The sequence below is a fragment of the Agrobacterium sp. 22-214-1 genome (assembly GCF_053522465.1).
Map to the genome: position 1 here is coordinate 581,720 of NZ_JBNWCK010000001.1, position 17,050 is coordinate 598,769.

The 17,050-nt window shown below is 60.3% G+C and carries 18 protein-coding genes; 8 read left to right on the forward strand and 10 right to left on the reverse strand.

Annotated features, from left to right (window positions below; translation table 11 throughout):
• Positions 1-3: 3 nt before the first annotated feature.
• The 10 genes from pdhA to ACQZ5G_RS03015 form a co-directional block, all read right to left on the reverse strand.
• Positions 4-1,047: a pyruvate dehydrogenase (acetyl-transferring) E1 component subunit alpha gene (gene pdhA, locus ACQZ5G_RS02970; RefSeq protein WP_448736943.1), complete on the reverse strand. Its 1,044-nt coding sequence runs from the start codon at positions 1,045-1,047 to the stop codon at positions 4-6.
• A gap of 153 nt (positions 1,048-1,200) precedes the next feature.
• A complete protein-coding gene (locus ACQZ5G_RS02975; protein WP_003502598.1) occupies positions 1,201-1,518 on the reverse strand; it encodes an FtsB family cell division protein in 318 nt (105 codons plus the stop codon).
• A gap of 317 nt (positions 1,519-1,835) precedes the next feature.
• Positions 1,836-3,110: a phosphopyruvate hydratase gene (eno, locus tag ACQZ5G_RS02980; protein WP_003521367.1), complete on the reverse strand. Its 1,275-nt coding sequence runs from the start codon at positions 3,108-3,110 to the stop codon at positions 1,836-1,838.
• A gap of 140 nt (positions 3,111-3,250) precedes the next feature.
• Positions 3,251-4,096 (reverse strand): 3-deoxy-8-phosphooctulonate synthase, encoded by an 846-nt coding sequence (gene kdsA / locus ACQZ5G_RS02985; RefSeq protein WP_059762556.1) that lies wholly within the window; start codon positions 4,094-4,096, stop codon positions 3,251-3,253.
• Positions 4,096-4,965: a VOC family protein gene (locus ACQZ5G_RS02990; RefSeq protein WP_448736944.1), complete on the reverse strand. Its 870-nt coding sequence runs from the start codon at positions 4,963-4,965 to the stop codon at positions 4,096-4,098. The genes kdsA and ACQZ5G_RS02990 overlap by 1 nt, the downstream gene beginning before the upstream one ends.
• Before the next feature lie 126 nt (positions 4,966-5,091).
• A complete protein-coding gene (gene derI, locus ACQZ5G_RS02995; RefSeq protein ID WP_003521371.1) occupies positions 5,092-5,529 on the reverse strand; it encodes a D-erythrulose-4-phosphate isomerase in 438 nt (145 codons plus the stop codon).
• Positions 5,530-5,590: 61 nt separating this feature from the next.
• Positions 5,591-6,235 (reverse strand): dihydroxyacetone kinase subunit DhaL, encoded by a 645-nt coding sequence (gene dhaL, locus ACQZ5G_RS03000; protein WP_448736945.1) that lies wholly within the window; start codon positions 6,233-6,235, stop codon positions 5,591-5,593.
• 11 nt (positions 6,236-6,246) lie between these two features.
• Positions 6,247-7,239, reverse strand: a complete 993-nt coding sequence (locus tag ACQZ5G_RS03005; RefSeq protein ID WP_448736946.1) for a dihydroxyacetone kinase subunit DhaK — start codon at positions 7,237-7,239, stop codon at positions 6,247-6,249.
• Between the two features lie 43 nt (positions 7,240-7,282).
• Positions 7,283-8,158 (reverse strand): sugar phosphate isomerase/epimerase family protein, encoded by an 876-nt coding sequence (locus ACQZ5G_RS03010; protein WP_448736947.1) that lies wholly within the window; start codon positions 8,156-8,158, stop codon positions 7,283-7,285.
• Between the two features lie 151 nt (positions 8,159-8,309).
• Positions 8,310-9,197 (reverse strand): LysR substrate-binding domain-containing protein, encoded by an 888-nt coding sequence (locus tag ACQZ5G_RS03015; protein ID WP_035262423.1) that lies wholly within the window; start codon positions 9,195-9,197, stop codon positions 8,310-8,312.
• A 169-nt stretch (positions 9,198-9,366) separates the two neighbouring features.
• Here ACQZ5G_RS03015 and ACQZ5G_RS03020 point away from each other — a divergent pair, with 169 nt between their 5' ends.
• From ACQZ5G_RS03020 to ACQZ5G_RS03055, 8 genes are all read left to right on the forward strand, one after another.
• The gene (locus ACQZ5G_RS03020) at positions 9,367-10,128 is read left to right on the forward strand and encodes an SDR family NAD(P)-dependent oxidoreductase (RefSeq protein WP_448736948.1); all 762 of its coding nucleotides are present in this window, start codon (positions 9,367-9,369) and stop codon (positions 10,126-10,128) included.
• Between the two features lie 59 nt (positions 10,129-10,187).
• Positions 10,188-11,060: a transketolase gene (locus tag ACQZ5G_RS03025; RefSeq protein WP_174056732.1), complete on the forward strand. Its 873-nt coding sequence runs from the start codon at positions 10,188-10,190 to the stop codon at positions 11,058-11,060.
• Positions 11,057-12,088, forward strand: coding sequence for a transketolase family protein (locus ACQZ5G_RS03030; RefSeq protein WP_448736949.1), 1,032 nt, complete (start codon positions 11,057-11,059; stop codon positions 12,086-12,088). The genes ACQZ5G_RS03025 and ACQZ5G_RS03030 overlap by 4 nt, the downstream gene beginning before the upstream one ends.
• 121 nt (positions 12,089-12,209) lie before the next feature.
• Entirely contained in the window at positions 12,210-13,217 is a 1,008-nt protein-coding gene (locus ACQZ5G_RS03035) for a TRAP transporter substrate-binding protein (protein ID WP_448736950.1), read from the forward strand.
• A 120-nt stretch (positions 13,218-13,337) separates the two neighbouring features.
• The gene (locus ACQZ5G_RS03040; protein ID WP_448736951.1) at positions 13,338-13,871 is read left to right on the forward strand and encodes a TRAP transporter small permease; all 534 of its coding nucleotides are present in this window, start codon (positions 13,338-13,340) and stop codon (positions 13,869-13,871) included.
• Positions 13,868-15,127, forward strand: a complete 1,260-nt coding sequence (locus ACQZ5G_RS03045; protein ID WP_448736952.1) for a TRAP transporter large permease subunit — start codon at positions 13,868-13,870, stop codon at positions 15,125-15,127. Before ACQZ5G_RS03040 ends, ACQZ5G_RS03045 begins: the two co-directional genes overlap by 4 nt.
• Positions 15,128-15,375: 248 nt before the next feature.
• Complete coding sequence (gene lexA / locus ACQZ5G_RS03050) at positions 15,376-16,098, forward strand: transcriptional repressor LexA (protein ID WP_035261730.1); 723 nt, start codon at positions 15,376-15,378, stop codon at positions 16,096-16,098.
• A gap of 273 nt (positions 16,099-16,371) precedes the next feature.
• Positions 16,372-17,049, forward strand: coding sequence for a glutathione S-transferase family protein (locus ACQZ5G_RS03055; RefSeq protein ID WP_448736953.1), 678 nt, complete (start codon positions 16,372-16,374; stop codon positions 17,047-17,049).
• Position 17,050 lies beyond the last annotated feature (1 nt).

The window sequence follows — 17,050 nt, forward strand, 5'->3', positions numbered from 1 at the left end:
CGATCAGAGCAGAATGTCGGTGTAGAGCTCGGATACATCCGGCTCTGGGTCGTTCTGGGCGAAGTCGGCGCTGTCGGCGACGATATCACGGACATCCTTGTCGATGGCCTTGAGTTCGTCTTCGCTTGCCCAGCCCTGCTCCAGAAGCCGTGCCTTGACCTGCTCGATCGGGTCATGTTCGGAGCGCATCTTCTGCACTTCGTCTTTCGAACGGTATTTCGCCGGGTCGGACATGGAGTGACCACGGTAACGGTAGGTCAGCATTTCCAGAATGATCGGACCCTTGCCCGAACGGCAATGTTCCAGCGCCTGATCGGCGGCGGCCTTGACGGCGCGCACGTCCATGCCGTCCACCTGAACACCGGGGATGCCGAAGGACTGGCCGCGCAGCGAATAGTTCGACTGGGCGGTGGCGCGGGCGGTCGAGGTGCCCATGGCGTAACGGTTGTTTTCAACGATATAGATGATCGGCAGTTTCCAGAGAGCAGCCATGTTGAAGCTCTCATAGACCTGGCCCTGGTTGGCGGCGCCGTCACCGAAATAGGTTACGGAGACATTGTCGTTGCCGCGATAGCGGTTGGCGAAAGCGAGACCGGTTCCGAGCGAAACCTGCGCACCGACGATGCCGTGGCCTCCATAGAAATGCTTCTCCTTGGAGAACATGTGCATGGAGCCGCCCTTGCCTTTCGACAGGCCACCGCGGCGGCCGGTCAATTCGGCCATGACGCCACGCGCGCTCATGCCCAGAGCCAGCATGTGGCCATGGTCGCGGTAAGCGGTGATGACCTGATCGCCTTCCTTCTGCGACATCTGCATGCCGACAACAACGGCTTCCTGACCGATGTAGAGGTGACAGAAACCACCGATAAAGCCCATACCGTAGAGTTGGCCGGCCTTTTCCTCGAAGCGGCGGATGAGCAGCATTTCACGGTAAGCGTGAAGTTCGTCTTCCTTGGAGAAGTCGGGGCTGTTCTTGCCGGTGAATTCGGTTGCGGCCTTTGCCGTGGTCTTGCGGCCGGATACGGTCGCTGGTTTTCGCGGCGCCATTCATCCCTCCCTGAGTTGCCATTTGAATGGATAGAGTGGCGCGTACCATATGCAAGAAAATGCCATGCAGCAATGCTTTAAACGCATGGCACATATTCACGCTAAGATGCTGTGAATAAATCAGAAATGTTAAATTAACTCGATTTCGGTTAATTAGAAATATGTGTTCATGATGACGATTTCGTCCGTGCGGGACATATTCAGCTGGTAACGGGAAATCTCGTCGATCATGTCCCGCTCCAGCGAGCCATCGCTCATCAATTCCACCTGCCGTTCCAGCGCCACACGCGCCTGCGTGAGCTTTGCAAGCTCCGCAGTGCGGGTGATACGCTGCCGCTCCAGCCGCTCCGTTGCCTGAAGGCCGAAGTCGCCATGGATCGAATGATACCCGAAATAGGAAAGAAAAGCGATCGTGATGGCCGGAACGATCAAACGGCCGAATCGTCTCTTTTTATGATGTCTGGTCCACATGCCGGAGAGAAGCCTTAAAACGCATAACGTGAGTCTCGAGACTAAGGCGGATTGTTTAACTATCCGTTGACCTTAAATTCCAACCGGCAGATGGATGCAAAAAAGCCCGCCGGAGGGCGGGCTCAAACTGCTGACGAAGTCCTTCAATCTCTCCTCCGTCATGCTCGGGCCTGTCCCGAGCATCTGCAACGTCTCAAGTTGGTGGGACATTGGCAGATCCTCGGCACAAGGCCGAGGATGACGTCGAATGTGTTGCCAGACCTGTTGTCAACTTCGGTCAGCCGGTCAGCGGGGCTCTACCGCCCCGCGAACACACGTTACCCGCGCAGGATCGAACGGCCGGCGTAAGCCGCCTGTGGGCCGAGCATTTCTTCGATGCGGATCAGCTGGTTGTACTTTGCGAGCCGGTCGGAACGGGCGAGCGAGCCGGTCTTGATCTGACCGCAGTTCGTGGCGACCGCGAGATCGGCGATGGTGGAATCTTCCGTCTCGCCAGAACGGTGCGACATGACTGCGGTGTAACCGGCCTTGTGCGCTGTCTCGACCGCATCCAGCGTCTCGGAGAGCGAACCGATCTGGTTGACCTTGACGAGGATGGAGTTTGCAACGCCCATCTTGATGCCGTCGCGAAGACGCGCGGAGTTGGTGACGAAGAGATCGTCGCCGACGAGCTGGCACTTGTTGCCGATGAGATCGGTCAGCGTCTTCCAGCCTTCCCAGTCGTCTTCGGCCATGCCGTCTTCGATGGAAATGATCGGGTACTTGGCAACGAGTTCCGCCAGATATTCCGCCATTGCGCCCGATTCCAGCGTGCGGCCTTCGCCTTCGAGAACGTATTTTCCGTCCTTGAAGAATTCGGTCGATGCACAGTCAAGACCGACGAACATGTCGTCACCCGGACGGTAGCCGGCCTTTTCAATCGACTTCATGATGAAATCGAGTGCGGCCGGTGCGCTTTCGAGCCCCGGTGCGAAACCGCCCTCGTCGCCGACATTGGTGTTGTGACCCTGTGCCGCCAGTTCTTTCTTCAGCGTATGGAACACTTCAGAACCCATGCGCACGGCTTCGCGGATGTTTTCCGCGCCGACCGGCAGGATCATGAATTCCTGGAAGTCGATGGGATTATCGGCATGCGCGCCGCCATTGATGATGTTCATCATCGGAACCGGCAGCAGATGCGCGTTCGGGCCGCCGACATAACGGTAAAGCGGCAGGCCGGAGGCTTCGGCGGCAGCCTTGGCGACGGCAAGCGATACGCCGAGAATGGCGTTGGCGCCGATGCGCGACTTGTTCGGCGTGCCGTCGAGCACGATCATCGTCTGGTCGATCTGGATCTGGTTTTCGGCGTCGAAGCCGCCGATGGCGTCGAAGATTTCCGTATTGACGGCTTCAACCGCCTTTTCCACGCCCTTGCCGAGATAACGCTTGCCGCCATCGCGCAGCTCAACCGCCTCATGCGCGCCGGTGGAGGCGCCCGAAGGAACGGCGGCGCGGCCCATGGAGCCGTCTTCGAGATAGACATCGACTTCAACGGTCGGGTTGCCGCGGCTGTCGAGGATTTCGCGCGCGATGATATCGGTAATGGCAGTCATGGTCTCTCCCTTGGGAATGGAACAGATATTTTCCGTCGCCTGTCTTAGACGATGGCGAAGAAATTACAATGACGACAGGCGGCAGAAACGGCCCGCCCGCCATTAAAATCGATTGGCACAGACAGTGCCCGCCCCGCCCCTCAGGCTTTGGTAATGGCGTCGAAGGCGAGCAGCTTTTCCAGCAGTTTCGGCATGTCCTTCAGATGAACCATGTTGGGGCCGTCGGACGGTGCATTGTCCGGGTCCTCATGGGTCTCGATGAAAAGCCCGGCGACGCCGACAGCAACCGCCGCCCGCGCCAGAGTCTCGACGAATTCGCGCTGGCCGCCCGTGGAACCGCCCTGTCCGCCCGGCTGCTGAACCGAATGGGTGGCGTCAAAGACAACGGGCGCGCCGAGCGAAGCCATGATCGGCAGCGAGCGCATGTCGGAAACAAGCGTGTTGTAACCGAAGGAGGCGCCGCGCTCGCACAGAAGCACATTCGGATTGCCGCTCTCATTCAGCTTGGCCAGCACGTTCTTCATGTCCCAGGGGGCGAGGAACTGGCCCTTCTTGACGTTGATGACGCGACCGGTTTTCGCGGCGGCGACGAGAAGATCGGTCTGGCGGCTGAGAAAGGCCGGGATTTGCAGCACATCCACCACTTCGGAAACGATGGCGCATTGTTCTTCGGTGTGAATGTCGGTCAGAACAGGAAAGCCGAATTCCTTCTTGAGATCGGCGAAAACCTGCATGGCGCTCTCGAGGCCGATGCCGCGCTTGCCGGAAAGCGACGTACGGTTCGCCTTGTCGAAGGACGACTTATAAACGAGCCCGATCCCCAGCTTGTCGCAAAGCTCCTTCAGGACGCCAGCGATCATGAAAGCATGTTCCCGGCTTTCCATCTGGCAGGGGCCAGCGATCAGGGAAAATCGCTCTGTATTGGAAAAGGAAACAGAATTGGCGCCGTCGCCGGCGGTGACTTTGAGATTGTTCGTAACGCTCATCATTTTTCCTCGAAGGCGAATGCAACGCCCTGACCGGGCGCGGCGGACACCACCAGACGGCCGCCCGCTTCTGCGCTGGAGACGCCATTAGCAGCAAGCACCGCTTCTGTCACGGCAAGATCGTCAACGGAAAAAACGATGCCTGCGCCGTGCAGTCCATTGGGAGGATTGAGCAGGCTTTCGCTGAAGGCCGGTTTTTGGTTCAGCCTGATGCGCACATTGCCTGTCGCAAAAATAATATCTCCATCTGGAGACATCTCCTCCTCACAGGCAAATACCGTTTCGATCAGACGGACCGCGTTGGGATCGCCGCCGGAAAACAGAACGATCTCGCTGAGGCCGGAAGCACCATTGGCGTGGCGCTCCAGCACCGCCCGGTCGTTCGGCAAAGCCTGCAATCGCTGGCAGCTGAACAGAAAGAAATCCGAAGCCGCGCCGCTCGCTGCGAAAGCCAGCCGGAATGCCGCCTCACTCTGTGAGCCGTCCGGCATCCGCACGGGCCGTGAAAATTCAAATATATCGCCTGCCGAGAAGCCGGATGCGGAAAACCTGTCATGATCGGCAATGACGCTTTCGCTTCTTGCCACCACGGCCGAAAAACCCTCCTCGCCATGACGTTGCCGAAAGGCCCGATCCCTACCGGTGAATACATCGCCCCTGTTCACCGAGTCATTATATTTAGCCGGGTCAGCAATCGCGAGCGGTTCCAGATAGGTGCCGTCCGTGAAGAAAACGCAGGCATTCTGCGTACCGAAGGGATGGAGGGCCTCCGGCGCGACGGTGAAGCCGAGAAGCTCAAGGCGGTCTTTCGCCACGGCAAGAGACTGTACCGGCAAAACGAGATGATCGACACTATTTCGGTTCGCCATTTTCGAGCCCCTGTGCTGCGCGGCAGGGCGTCAAGCCGAGCCGGTTTGTGCGTGACAAAAGCACAGATGACGCCAGCAATGCAAACGATCAGCTTCGCCGGGCCGGCCCGGTCACGCACCTATGGCTCACCGGCAGGCGTCGAGACGGTTGATCGCCTCCACGTTTTTCGCCGAAGATCCTTTCGGATCGAAATCCGATGCCAGCCAGGTGTCGACGATGGCTTTCGCCAGTTCCGGGCCGATCACGCGGGCGCCCATAGTGATGATCTGGGCGTTGTTGGATTTCGCCGCGCGTTCGGCGGAATAGGTGTCATGGGTCAAGGCGGCTCGGATGCCGGGCACCTTATTGGCGGAAATGCAGACGCCGATGCCGGTTCCGCAGAACAAGAGGCCGCGATCGAATTCACCGGCGATGATGCTGCCGGCCACGGCCTCGGCCAGATCGGCATAAAATCCATCCTGGCTTCGATCCACGACCGTCAGCCCTTGCCTGCCCGAGAGATGGGCGAGCACCGCATCCAGCAGGGGTTTTCCGGCGCTGTCGGCGCCTGCGACAATTCTCATTTCGATGTCTCCCGTTAGTCGCGCGCGAGCCCCGACGGGCTGCAGCCGCTATCTTCTGTTTTCACGATTGCAATCTGGCCTGTGCGCCTTCGGCAAGGCTGCGCAGGATGAGCGCGCAGGAGGTGGCGCCCGCATCGAGAACACCGAGCGAGCGCTCGCCGAGACGGCTGGCGCGGCCGATCTTCGCCACGAGATCGATGGTCGAATCCCTGCCGGTTTCCGCGGCGGCCACAAGGGCTGCGGCGGCATCGTGGAATGACGCGCCCGAGGCGGTGGCGGTGTCGAATGCCGTAACGGCCGGCACCAGCGTATCCAGCAGCGTCTTGTCGCCCACCTTGGCCGAGCCGATGGAACTGACGCCTTCGAGACCGGCATGCAGCATTCTGCTGAAGGACGGCGCATCGATAACCTCGGCACCTTCGATTTTCTCGGCGAATTCCGTAAACATCACCCCATAAAGAGGCCCCATGGAACCGCCGATTTCCGTCATCAGGATCGTGCCAAGCGTATCGAGCGCCTTGGCAAGCGAGGCGTCCTGCCCTCTCAGCCGGTCTGCCGCCATGCCGAATCCCTTGGCCATGTTCACGCCATGGTCGCCATCGCCGATTTTACCGTCGATCTCGCTGAGATAGGCGCGGTTTTCGATGATCCTTTCGGCCATGGAGAGAACGATGTCGCCGGCCTTGGCGTTCTGAAAAGACTGCATGAATTTTCTCCTCACAGCATAACGGTGCAAAGCGCCTCGGCATCGAGCAGCGGTTTCAGCTCGTCATCCAGCGCCATCACGGTCAAAGTCGCGCCCACCATCTCAAGCGACGTGAAATAGTTGCCGATATAGGTTTTGTGGATTTTCAGGCCACGCGCCGAAATCTCGGATTCTATCGTGTCGTTGAGGATGTAGAGTTCGTTGACGGGCGTCGCGCCAAGGCCGGAGACCAGCACCGCCACCTCGCTGCCGGCCGGCAGGTTGTGATCGTCGAGCACGATCTTGCACATGTCCTTCGCCACATCAGCGGCGGATTTCAGCTTCTCGACGCGAACGCCGGGTTCGCCATGGTGGCCTATGCCCACTTCCATCGCGCCCGGTTCGATCTGGAAGTTGGGATGGCCGACCGCCGGCAGGGTGCAGGGGCCGAGACCGACGCCGATCGAACGGCAATTGTCGATGGCCTTCTGGGCGGTGGCCCGCACCTCCTCCAGCGAAGCGCCGCTTGCCGCCTTGGCGCCGCCGACCTTCCACATGAAGATTTCGCCAGCGACACCGCGGCGTTTCTCACGCTCCTCGGGGGCAGCGGAACACACATCGTCATTGGCGACGACGGTGGCGATCTCAATGCCGTCTTTGGCGGCGAGCTTTGTCGCCATCTTCACATTCATATTGTCGCCGGCATAATTGCCGTAGAGCACGATCACGCCCCTGCCGCCATTGGCCTCGCGGATCGCGTCGTGAAAGCTCTTGGCCGTGGGTGATGAAAACAATTCGCCGACGGCGACGGCATCGAGCATGTTGCGGCCGGTGTAACCGATAAAGGCCGGCTCATGCCCGGAGCCGCCGCCCGTAACCACGCCGACCTTGCCGGCGACCGGCGCGCCCCTGGCGACGACGACACGCGCATTTTCCGCAAGGCGCACGATGTCGCGATGGGCCTTGACGAAGCCTTTCACCGTATCCTCGACGACCTCGTCGGGATTATTCACAAATCTCTGCATTACTCTCCTCCTTTATGCCGTCTACGCCAGCCCCTGCCGCTTCTCAGGCGACAGCGACCGAGCTTGCGGCTCCACCCCCGGCCAATCCTCTTTTGACCGCGTCTAGCGAAACCGCCAGAGCCTGCTCTATTTCCCGAAGCGATGCGGGGCTGATACGCCTTACCGGCTGGGCATCCGCGCGACGGTGAAGGCGCGCTGGAAACTCGATGCTGATCGGCATCTCCGGCTTTTTGGCAATCTCACCGAGCAGCTTGCGGCAATCGATATCGCCCTCGCCCACCGGCACGAAAAACCAGCCTTCCGGCGTCCGTTTCACGTCCTTGATATGTGCGTGGACCGAGGCGGGCAGCGCCGCCACCGCGTCATCGGCAAAATTCCTGAGTTGCGGACGGTGGGACGCGGTATTGGCCGCGTCATAATTCAGCCCCAGCCATGGGGAGCCGAAACGCCGCGTGAGCGCGACGCCCTCCTGCGCAATGTTGAAAAGGTTGTCGCTGCCATCGCCGGGGTTTTCCAGCCCGATCACGATGCCGAAGGCCTCGGCACGGCGCAGAAGCACCTCGATATTGCGCAGGAACCGGTCTTCACGCTGCCGGGCCGAGGCATTGGTGGCGATTACCCTCGCGCCGATTCCCGCCGCAAAAGCCATTCTGCCGGTGAAAATTTCTACGGAATCGTCCAGTCCAAGATCGATATGCGACGACACGGCATGGCAGCCGAGCCCGGCATCATCAAGCGAGCGGCGCCATGAGGCCATTTCAGCCGGCAGGAACGCGCTCTCGTCGAATGGTTCGGTGTAACCGACGATAAAGGCAGGCTCCACATGGCGAAAACCGATCCTGGCGACACTTTCCAGCATCTCCTCGCGCCCATAGCCGTCATATGGCGCGCCGGACGCCGATATGATGCGATCTTTCATGCAATCCTCCCCTTGAGCCGCAGCCGAAGGGACGATGCCGATCACGCTGCAACCTCATTATTCCGACCGGAAAATGACGGAGAGGTCCGCTCGTGAGCAAGCGGAAAAAATTAACGCGCCAGTGAATTCAATTCACGTAACAACCACATTCCTATTCAAATGCGGGATCCTGAAGATCTTCGATCAGCCAGTCGGCAAACCGTCTCGCCAGCCTGCGCTGGCTGCCGGATTTGGGATAGGCGAGATAATGGCCGACATAGTGAAGGTCCTGCGTCGCGCCGCTCAGGGGCGCGACCAGCCGCCCGGATTTTATCTCGCGATGGGCAAGGCGTGTGGATTCCAGCGCCACGCCGACGCCATTGGCGGCGGCATCGATCGCCAGGAAACTGCGGTCGAAACTCATGGCCTGAATGGGCGGCTTGCCGAGCCCATTGGCCTCGAACCAGTCCGGCCATTGCAGACGTTTGTTGTCGCTTCGAATAAGCAATTGCCGGTTCAAATCCCGGGGTGTCCTGATCTCGTCCGCGAGCGCCGGCGAGCACAGCGGCGTGACACGCTCGCTGCCCAGCGGAATGATGATGAGATCGTCTCCCTGCGGTTCGCCATAGATGATATCGGCATCGAATTCACCATCGACGAAACGCACATAGGCGGTGCTGGCCGCCAGCCGCACCTCGATCCCCGGATTGGCGTTCAAGAATTGCGGCAGGCGCGGAGACAATACCTGCGCAGCATAACTCGGCGCGCAATGCAGGCGCAGAAGATGGGAGCGGTTGGAGGACACCACCTCAATGCCCTGCCGTAACTCCTCGAAGGCGTTCGATGCATGTGTCAGAAGCGTCTGCCCCGCCGCTGTCAGGCGCACGGTTCGCGTGGTGCGCTCGAAAAGCGGCGTACCGAGCACCCTTTCGAGCTTGACGATGGCGTGGCTGACGGCGCTCGCCGACAGGTTGAGCTCGTCGGCAGCGGCGCGGAATGAGCCGAGCCGGGCGGCGGATTCGAAGGCGCGGATGGAGGTGAGTGAAATGCCGTTCAACATTCGATTACTGAAGCAGATTCATGAGATGATGTAAACTTCGCGTTTGAAGCGCCCTCTGCCCATCTGCAATATCGAGGCTGCATTCGTCGCAGGACGGGATGCGGCGGCAGGTCGGGAGCACCGCCGTCAAGCGTATGGAGCCGGCCCGCCCGGCTTGGGAGGATTGCTTATGTTGTTGAATGGAAAGACCGCGGTTATTTCAGGCGCCGCCAGCAAGCGTGGCATCGGCCGCGCCACGGCGGAACTTTTCGCCCGCCACGGCGCCCGCGTCGCCATCGTGGATTTGGATGAAGCCGGCAGCATCGAAGCCGCGGCCTCGCTTGAAAAAGTGGATGGCGGCGAGCATCTCGGCGTCGGCGGCAATGTGGCGGATCGCGCCTCCTGCGAGGCAGCCGCGCAAAAAGTCATCGCCGCTTTCGGCAAGATCGATATCCTCATCAATAATGCCGGCATTACGCAGCCGGTGAAGACGCTCGATATCACCGGCGCAGACTGGCAGCGCATCGTCGATGTCAACATGACCGGTGTGCTGAATTTCAGCCAGGCCTTCATTCCCAATATGCGCGACAATGGCGGCGGCTCCATTGCCTGCATGTCATCGGTCTCCGCGCAACGTGGCGGCGGCATTTTCGGCGGGCCGCATTATTCGGCGGCCAAGGCGGGCGTTCTCGGTCTCGCAAAGGCCATGGCGCGTGAATTCGGCCCCGACGGCATTCGCGTCAACTCCGTCACTCCCGGCCTGATCCGGACCGACATTACCGGCGGCAAGCTGACCGACGACATGCGCCGCGACATTCTCAAGGGCATTCCGCTCAACCGTCTCGGCGACGCCATCGATGTCGCCAATATCTATCTCTTCCTCGCCTCGGACCTCTCCTCCTACGTCACCGGTGCGGTTGTCGACGTGAATGGCGGAATGCTCATTCACTGAAAACCACCTTTCGAAGCCGGGAAACCGGCTTCGATTTTTCTGACCGGGAGGAGGAAACCATGGCTCAGGGATATCGGCACGCAGATGCAACGAAGGAAGCGGCGCTGGCGAATGTATCGCTGGCGGAACGCGCCTGGCGCATCCGGCGCAACGCCCTTTTGATGGGTGAGGTGCAGGGACAGGGTTATGTCGGCCAGGCGCTCGGTATTGCCGATGTTCTGGCGGTGGCCTGGTTTCACACCATGCGTTACCGGGCGGACGATCCGCACTGGGAAGGCCGCGACCGGTTTCTGCTCTCCATCGGCCACTATGCGATTGCGCTTTACGCAGCGCTCATCGAGGCGGGCGTCATCCCGGAAGACGAGCTGGAGACCTATGGCTGCGACGGCTCGCGCCTGCCCATGTCCGGCATGGCCTCCTATACGCCGGGCATGGAAATCACCGGCGGATCGCTCGGCCATGGGCTTGGCATTGCGGTGGGCATGGCTCTCGGCCTTAAGCGCAAGAATTCCGACCGATTCATCATCAACCTGATGTCGGATGGCGAATTGGGCGAAGGTTCCACCTGGGAAGCCGCCATGGGGGCATCCCATCACAGGCTCGGCAATCTCATCAATCTCGTGGATTTCAACAATCAGCAGGCGGACGGCCCTTCCCGCGAGATGCTGTCCTCCGAACCCGTGGACGCCAAATTCGCGGCCTTCGGCTGGCATGTGCAGCGCGTGGATGGCAACGATATCGACAAGGTTCGAGATGCCTTCGATATCGCCATGTCACTTACCGATGATAGGCCGCGCGCCATCATTTTCGATACCCGGATGGGCCGCGGCGTGCCCTTTCTCGAAAACCGCGAAATCACCCATTTCATTCGCGTGGAAGCACATGAATGGAAGCTGGCGCTCGACGCGCTTGAAGAAGGACGGCCGCAATGAGTGCAGCAGCTCCGCAGAAGCGCCTCACCACATCGGCGATGATCGCCTCCATCGCCGCCGAAGGCCAGCCGACACGGCCTGCGCCCTTCGGTCACGCTCTTGTTCAGCTGGCGAAGGAACGCGAGAATATTGTCGGCCTCACCGCCGATCTCGGCAAATATACCGACCTGCATATTTTCGCCAAAGCCTTTCCCGAACGCTTTTATCAGATGGGCATGGCCGAGCAGCTCCTGATGAGCACTGCGGCCGGTCTGGCGCGCGAAGGTTTCGTGCCCTTTGCGACCACCTATGCGGTCTTCGCCGCCCGCCGCGCCTATGATTTCATCGCCATGGCGATTGCCGAGGAAAACCTGCCGGTGAAGATCGTCTGCGCCCTGCCCGGCCTGACGACGGGTTACGGCCCCAGCCATCAGGCAACCGACGATCTGGCGATTTTTCGCGCGCTGCCGAACATGACGATCATCGACCCGGGCGATGCGACCGACATAGAAGGCGCGGTGCCGGCCATTACGGATTATAACGGCCCCGTCTATATGCGCCTGCTGCGCGGCCAGGTACCGGTGGTGCTCGAAGAATATGGCTATCGGTTCGAACTCGGCAAGGCGAAGCTTATCCGCGATGGTGCGCAGGTCCTTTTCATATCGTCCGGCATATTGACGATGCGGGTTCTCGAAGCGGCTGCCCTGCTTGAGAAGGAGGGCGTCGGCTGCGCCGTGCTGCATTCCCCCACCATCAAGCCGCTCGATACCGCCTCGATCTTCGCGGAAGTGGACCGGGCGGATCGTCTGGTCATCGTGGCGGAAAACCACAGCGAAATCGGCGGGCTTGGAGAGGCCGTGGCGATGGCGCTGATGAAAAGCGGCCGGGCGCCGCGCCTGCGGCAGATCGCCCTGCCCGATGCTTTTCTGGATGCGGGTGCCTTGCCCACCCTGCATGACCGCTACGGCATCTCGACGGCGATGATCGTGGCGCGCGCAAGGGCGTGGCTGGAGAATGAAAGTTTTGAAGTACCGCACGGTTCGGTCTAAAGGCTGAAGCTGAAACATGGTGCGGAATCAGCCGGAGGGAGCCGGCGGTTTCAAGGGAGTGGAGCGCGTTATCCGCGTGATCGGACAACGCCGAGGGTGTTTGAATCCAGGGAGGAGAAAAATGAGTATTTCCATCAACAGGCGTATGTTCCTGACCGGTACCGGACTGGCACTGGCGGCGCCGGCCATTCTGACGACGGCCCGCAACGCCCGGGCCGCCACGACGTTGACGCTCGGCCATGGCGCGGCGCCCGGCAATCCGCGCACGATCGCGGCCACGAAATTCGCGGAACTCGTTGCCCAGAAAACCGAAGGCCGCGTGGCGATCAATGTCGCCGGTTCGGAAACGCTTGGCAGCGACGCCGCCATGCTGACCAGCCTGCGCACCGGGGCGCTGGATTTCACCGCCAACAGCCAGGGTCCGGTTTCGAGCGTTGTTCCAGAACTCGCGGCGCTCGGCCTGCCTTTCCTGTTCAGCAACGCCGATCAGGCGATCAAGGTACTCGAAGGCGATGTCGGCGCATCGCTCGATGCGCGCTTCCAGAAGGTCGGCATCGTGCCGCTAGACTGGTGGGACAACGGCATCCGCCATGTCTCCAATTCCAAACACGCCATCACCAAGCCGCAGGACGTCGCAGGCCTGAAAATCCGTACCCCCGCCGACCCGATGACGATGGATATTTTCAAGGCGCTCGATGCGGCGACGGTTCAGATCGCCTTCGGCGAACTCTACATCGCGCTTCAGCAGGGCGTCGTCGACGGGCAGGAAAATCCGCTCGTGAATATCGAAAGCTCCAAGCTTTACGAGGTCAACAAACATATCAGCCTCACCGCCCATAAATGGGAGTCCACCCCGTTCCTGATGTCCAAATTCGCCGAGGGGCGGCTGGGCAAGGATTTCGAGGCGGTCAAGGCGGCGGCGAAGGAGGCGGGGGCGCTTCAGCGCAAACTCTCGGCGGAAAAGGCAAGCGCGTCGCTGGCCGCCTTCAAGGCCAATGCCGCCATCGAGGTGGTGGAAGACATCGACCACGCCGCTTTCGCGAAAGCGACCGCGCAGGTGCTGGAGACATGGAAGCAGAAGCCCTTCGGCGATTTCGTCGCTGAGCTGGAAAAGGCCGCCAAGGGCTGACGATCAGGATGCCGGGCCGGTTCATGCCGCCCGGCCTCGCCTTCATGTCCACCGACAGGATCGGCGGGAGCCTCGCTCACACCGACATTCATACGGTTTCAGTTTTCAGGAGATGCGCCAATGCTCGAAGGAGCCTTGTCCGCCGCCAATCGCGTTGACAGTTTCATCGCCATCCTCTGCCGCATCATCATCGTGGCAACCGGCATTCTGCTTACGGTCATCATGACCGCAAACGTCATCGTCCGCTATCTATCGACATCCGGCGGGCTGGATTTTGCGGAAGAACTGCCGACCATGCTGTTTCCATGGTTCATCGTTGCCGGCATTACCCTTGCCGCGCAGAGCGGCGCGCATATGGCGGTTGAATGGATTTATGACAAGTTCGACGAACGCGGCAAGGTGGCGGTTCTGCTGTTCGCCAATCTCGTGACGGTCGCAAGCTTCGTCATTCTCGCGCAGCAGGCGCTTGTCGTCGCCGAGATCGCCGGCGCGGAAATCAGCCCTGTGCTGCAACTGCCCAACAGCATCGGATATTATTCCATCGCCTTCGGCGCGGCACTGGTCTCGATCACCACCGCAACGGCAAGCCTGCGCATTCTCTCCGGCGGCTGGCATGCGCGCCCGCACGGTGCAACCGAGGAGATGCCGCTATGACCATCGTGATGATCATTGCATTTTGTATTCTCATGATGATTGCGGTTCCGGTCGGTTATGCGCTGATCATCTCTGCGGGCGTCGCCGTGCTGTGGAACGGTTATGTGCCGCTTTCGATCGTGGCGCAGCAGGTTTACGACCAGACCCAGTCTTTCCCGATGCTGGCGCTGCCGTTCTTCATGCTTGCGGGCACGCTGATGCTCGGCGGCAAACTTGGAACCCAGCTTCTGGAGCTGGCCTCCAAGGCCATGCAGCGCTGGCGCGGCGGCCCGCTTTCCACCACCGTCATTTCCTCGGTCGTGTTCGGCGGCGTTTCCGGCTCGGCGGTCGCCAATGCGAGCGCGCTCGGCTCGGTGCTCATTCCATGGCAAAAGCGCCAGGGCTATCCCGCTCCCCTCTGTGCGGCCAACAATGCCACCTCGGCCGTCATCGACGTGCTCATTCCGCCGTCGATCCCGATGATCCTCTATTCGCTGGTCAGCGGCGTCAGTATCGCCAATCTGTTCATCGCCGGCATTCTGCCGGGCCTGCTCATGGCGGTCGGTTTCATCTTCGTCTGCTGGGCCATTGCCGTGCGGCGTGGCTATGCGGTGCGAGACGAACGCATCCGCAAGCGCGATCTGGCACTACTTGCATTCCGCAGCCTGCCGGCGATCCTTCTGCCGATCCTGATCATCCTCGGCCTGCGCTTCGGCTTTGCAACGCCGACCGAAGTGGCCGTTCTTTCCGTCGTCTATTCGCTCGTGCTCAGCATCTTCTTTTATCGCGATCTGACGTGGAAGCGTTTCTGCGACAATTTCGTCGAGGCTGGCTCCGCAACCGGCGTCGTCATGCTGGTCATCATGGGCAGTGCGGCGGTGGGCTGGGTGCTCACCTTCGATCAGGCGCCCCAGCATTTCGCCACCTGGGTGGCGGAGAATATCTCCAACCCGATCCTGATCATTCTGATGATGAACGTCCTGATGCTGATCATCGGCATGCCGCTCGATCTGCCGCCGTCAATCCTGCTGCTCGGACCGATCTTCGTGCCGCTTGCGGATATGATCGGGCTCGACCGGGTGCAGCTCGGCATGATGATGGTGATCAATCTCGGTATCGGGCTCTATACGCCACCGATCGGCACCACGCTCTTCATCTCGTCCTCCATAGCCAGAGCGCCGCTCGGCGCGACGACGAGGGAATTGTGGCCGTTCTTCACCATGGCGATGCTGCTTCTCATCGCAGTCAGCTTCATTCCTGCGCTCACGATCTACTGACGTTCGGCCCGTAGCAAATCGGCAGCCAGAAACCACCGGCCGGGTCTATCCGGTCGGTGGTTTTAGTATTCAAGACGTGCCGCCTACGTCGTTAAATCTGCTTTGTTCATGGTTTCGACGATCAAATCACGATCTGCGATGCACCCTTCACGAAATTTTAGGGGATTGCGGAACACATATGGAACATATAGTGTTCGTTCTGTATTTGTTTCGCGACTTCAACGACGATTCTCAAGGGTGTTTTCCTCATGCTCACGCGCAAACAGCAGGAATTGCTTCTCTTCATTCATGAAAGAATGAAAGAGTCCGGCGTGCCGCCCTCCTTCGATGAAATGAAGGACGCACTCGATCTTGCCTCCAAATCCGGCATCCACCGGCTGATCACCGCACTCGAGGAGCGCGGCTTCATTCGCCGGCTACCTAACAGGGCGCGCGCGCTGGAAGTGATCAAATTACCTGAGGCCTATGCGCCGGGTGCAAGGCCGCAGCGCGGCTTCTCGCCGAGCGTCATCGAAGGCAGCCTCGGCAAGCCAAAGACGCCGGAGCCGGCCCCTGCCCCCAAGGCGCCGGCCAATGATCTCGGCGGTGCAGTCACCGTGCCGGTCATGGGCCGTATCGCCGCCGGTGTGCCGATTTCCGCCATCCAGAACAACACCCATGATGTGGCCGTGCCGGTCGACATGCTCGGCTCGGGCGAACATTACGCTCTTGAGGTCAAGGGCGACTCGATGATCGAAGCCGGCATTTTTGATGGCGATACCGTCATAATCCGCAACGGCAACACGGCCAATCCTGGCGATATCGTCGTAGCACTGGTGGATGATGAAGAAGCGACCCTGAAGCGTTTCCGCCGCAAGGGAGCCTCCATCGCACTGGAAGCCGCCAACCCCGCCTATGAGACCCGTATTTTCGGGCCGGATCGGGTGAAAATCCAGGGCAAGCTGGTTGGGCTGATCCGCCGCTACCATTAATTGGCAGCCCGCTTTTTTCGCTAAGGGCGTCATCGAGACGATGGCGCTCCCTTTGAGGCATCTTGGCTTGTTCTCTGGAACAGAGCGGCTCTGCGGAAGTAAAGAGAGGGTGTGTTTCGCCCTCATCTCCGGGCGGTGAGGTAGATATGCCTCCTTCTCCCTGCCCTCACCTTGCCATTCATCAACGCGGCTTATGGGAGCCATGGATTATTTGCAATATTCCAAGGGCCATCCGCCGGTATAGAAATGCGCGTCATATCGGGGAAACACGTCATGTATGATCTTTATATCGCCAACAAGAACTATTCCTCATGGTCGCTGCGGCCGTGGGTGTTGATGCGCACGCTCGGCATCGCCTTCGATGAAAAACTCGTTCCCTTCGGCGAAGGCGTTTCCTTCTCCACCTTCTCGCCGACCGGCAAGGTGCCCTGCCTTGTCGATGAGGGCGTGACAATTTGGGAAACGCTGTCGATCGCCGAATATCTGGCGGAAAGACACCAGGGCGTCTGGGCGAGCGACAAGCAGGCACGGGCCTGGTCACGTTCCGCGGCGAGCGAAATGCATGCGGGCTTTTCCTCGCTGCGCAATCTCTACCCGATGTCGGTCGGCATTCGCGTAAAACCGAAGGGTGGCGATACCGGGCTTGCGGCCGATATAAAGCGCATCGATACGCTGTGGAGCGAAGGACTCGCGAAATTCGGCGGGCCTTTTCTTGCCGGCCAGAAATTCACGGCGGTCGATGCCTTCTTCTGCCCGGTGGCATTTCGTTTCCAGACTTATGGCGCGGAACTTTCGCCCGCGGCGAGAGCCTATTGCGACCGGCTGCTCACCCTTCCCGCCATGCGCGAATGGTACGAGGCCGGGCTGAAGGAAGTCTGGCGCGACGCGGCGCATGAAGAGGAAATTAGCGGGATCGGCGAATTGACGGCGGATCTGCGCATCAAGGCCTGAC

What these genes read in the sequence shown, in the direction of transcription:
- eno (WP_003521367.1), bottom strand. Translation starts at nt 3,110, where the DNA reads ATGACTGCCATTACCGATATCATCGCGCGCGAAATCCTCGACAGCCGC.
- ACQZ5G_RS03030 (WP_448736949.1), top strand. Translation starts at nt 11,057, where the DNA reads ATGAGTGCAGCAGCTCCGCAGAAGCGCCTCACCACATCGGCGATGATC.
- ACQZ5G_RS02990 (WP_448736944.1), bottom strand. Translation starts at nt 4,965, where the DNA reads ATGGCGAACCGAAATAGTGTCGATCATCTCGTTTTGCCGGTACAGTCT.
- ACQZ5G_RS03035 (WP_448736950.1), top strand. Translation starts at nt 12,210, where the DNA reads ATGAGTATTTCCATCAACAGGCGTATGTTCCTGACCGGTACCGGACTG.
- kdsA (WP_059762556.1), bottom strand. Translation starts at nt 4,096, where the DNA reads ATGAGCGTTACGAACAATCTCAAAGTCACCGCCGGCGACGGCGCCAAT.
- derI (WP_003521371.1), bottom strand. Translation starts at nt 5,529, where the DNA reads ATGAGAATTGTCGCAGGCGCCGACAGCGCCGGAAAACCCCTGCTGGAT.
- lexA (WP_035261730.1), top strand. Translation starts at nt 15,376, where the DNA reads ATGCTCACGCGCAAACAGCAGGAATTGCTTCTCTTCATTCATGAAAGA.
- pdhA (WP_448736943.1), bottom strand. Translation starts at nt 1,047, where the DNA reads ATGGCGCCGCGAAAACCAGCGACCGTATCCGGCCGCAAGACCACGGCA.
- ACQZ5G_RS03010 (WP_448736947.1), bottom strand. Translation starts at nt 8,158, where the DNA reads ATGAAAGATCGCATCATATCGGCGTCCGGCGCGCCATATGACGGCTAT.
- ACQZ5G_RS03015 (WP_035262423.1), bottom strand. Translation starts at nt 9,197, where the DNA reads ATGTTGAACGGCATTTCACTCACCTCCATCCGCGCCTTCGAATCCGCC.
- ACQZ5G_RS03020 (WP_448736948.1), top strand. Translation starts at nt 9,367, where the DNA reads ATGTTGTTGAATGGAAAGACCGCGGTTATTTCAGGCGCCGCCAGCAAG.
- ACQZ5G_RS03040 (WP_448736951.1), top strand. Translation starts at nt 13,338, where the DNA reads ATGCTCGAAGGAGCCTTGTCCGCCGCCAATCGCGTTGACAGTTTCATC.
- ACQZ5G_RS03025 (WP_174056732.1), top strand. Translation starts at nt 10,188, where the DNA reads ATGGCTCAGGGATATCGGCACGCAGATGCAACGAAGGAAGCGGCGCTG.
- ACQZ5G_RS03055 (WP_448736953.1), top strand. Translation starts at nt 16,372, where the DNA reads ATGTATGATCTTTATATCGCCAACAAGAACTATTCCTCATGGTCGCTG.
- ACQZ5G_RS03005 (WP_448736946.1), bottom strand. Translation starts at nt 7,239, where the DNA reads ATGCAGAGATTTGTGAATAATCCCGACGAGGTCGTCGAGGATACGGTG.
- dhaL (WP_448736945.1), bottom strand. Translation starts at nt 6,235, where the DNA reads ATGCAGTCTTTTCAGAACGCCAAGGCCGGCGACATCGTTCTCTCCATG.
- ACQZ5G_RS03045 (WP_448736952.1), top strand. Translation starts at nt 13,868, where the DNA reads ATGACCATCGTGATGATCATTGCATTTTGTATTCTCATGATGATTGCG.
- ACQZ5G_RS02975 (WP_003502598.1), bottom strand. Translation starts at nt 1,518, where the DNA reads ATGTGGACCAGACATCATAAAAAGAGACGATTCGGCCGTTTGATCGTT.